Annotated in this window: 1 pseudogene; it reads left to right on the forward strand. The window is 42.0% G+C overall.

The features are described from left to right. Positions 1–230: 230 nt before the first annotated feature. A pseudogene (locus tag A5295_RS05965) lies at positions 231–1,360 on the forward strand (peptidase); the annotation flags it as partial.

Raw genomic sequence — 1,360 nt, forward strand, 5'->3', positions numbered from 1 at the left:
GGGGGGGGGTTAGTAGGCTATGCATCATAACAGATACATTGCAAAATATTCATATATTAGGTATTATTGAACATAAATCTCAACAAGGGATTCGTGCTTTTGAAAGCTGAGTGGAAGTTTTATATGTATCTGATTGTAGTTCAATCAGCGTTTGATTACTACATAAAGCTCTTCACTAATAAATTCATAAAGACTTATTCAGAGAGAATCGATATTAAGGAGATATCATTATGATAAATTCAAATTCCGGAAAGCACGCACGCAAGGTTACATTGGATGCTGCAGTAAGTAACGCGATTGCGAAGGCTGTGGATGCTCGCAAGGTGGCGGCGTTTACGGTTGGCGCTGCAGGCGTGTTAGCTGGTGCGTCGTTCGCTTTTGGTGCAACTCCGGCAATGGCGGCGGAGGTGAGTGGTACTCCTGATACTAAGCCGGATGTAGCTCAGACGCCTGTGACTGCTGGTGAGAATGCTGGGACTGGTAAGAAGGCTGAAGCTGGCGATAAGAATCAGACTGAAGCTAATAAAGAGGCTGGGTATAAGGCTGAGAATACCAATAAGCAGGCTGAGCAGAAATCCGAGAATACTGTAAATACTGATGGTACTGAAAATAAATCGACTGTTGTAAAGATTCGTGGTAAGCGCTCGTTGCCTGATGCTCAGCCAACCGACGAGACTGCAACTGAAAATCAAGATCGCGCTTCTGATGGTTCAGCAGGTCAAGATCCTAATAAAATTAATCCAGACACAACGGATACCTCTAATACCAAGATTGATATTGACGAGAATAACGCTGACACTATGCCGAACGTGTATGGCTGGGGAAGCTCAGACAATACATACAGCGTAGATGGTGAAAAGCATACTATTACTTTCCATTTTGCAAAGCCAAAAGATGGCAATATTACCAGTATCGCTATTTTCCCTGCTAAGACGAATGGTTTCAATAATGAGAAAAGTGAGAGAGGTATTGATTTTTACTCGAAAAATTCAGGTAAACACCAAGCTTATTCTGGCGAATATGAGTTTACTGCGAATAATGATGGTTCTGCTGACCTTAAGATGACAACTCTTTTTAGGGATGGTAACCTTAATGGAGGCGCTGAGAAGTATACAGCCAGTCGCTCTATTTTCGTGTACGTAACTAAAGATAATAACGAAACTGTTGCTTATAAAACAAACGTATTCCGTGCTGTAACGCTTGTGCCGCCAAAAACTTCCGGCTCTGTGGTGCTTAAGTATAACGAGCAGCTTACTCCTGAAAAGGTTCAATCAGCAATTACTGCCGCTGGCAATATTGAGACAGCGCGTAGTGATAAGAAGTCTGTAAATAATCAGCTTTCTGATAAATTTACAGAAAA

It is taken from the genome of Gardnerella sp. 26-12, from assembly GCF_001660745.1.
Lineage (GTDB): Bacteria > Actinomycetota > Actinomycetes > Actinomycetales > Bifidobacteriaceae > Bifidobacterium > Bifidobacterium swidsinskii.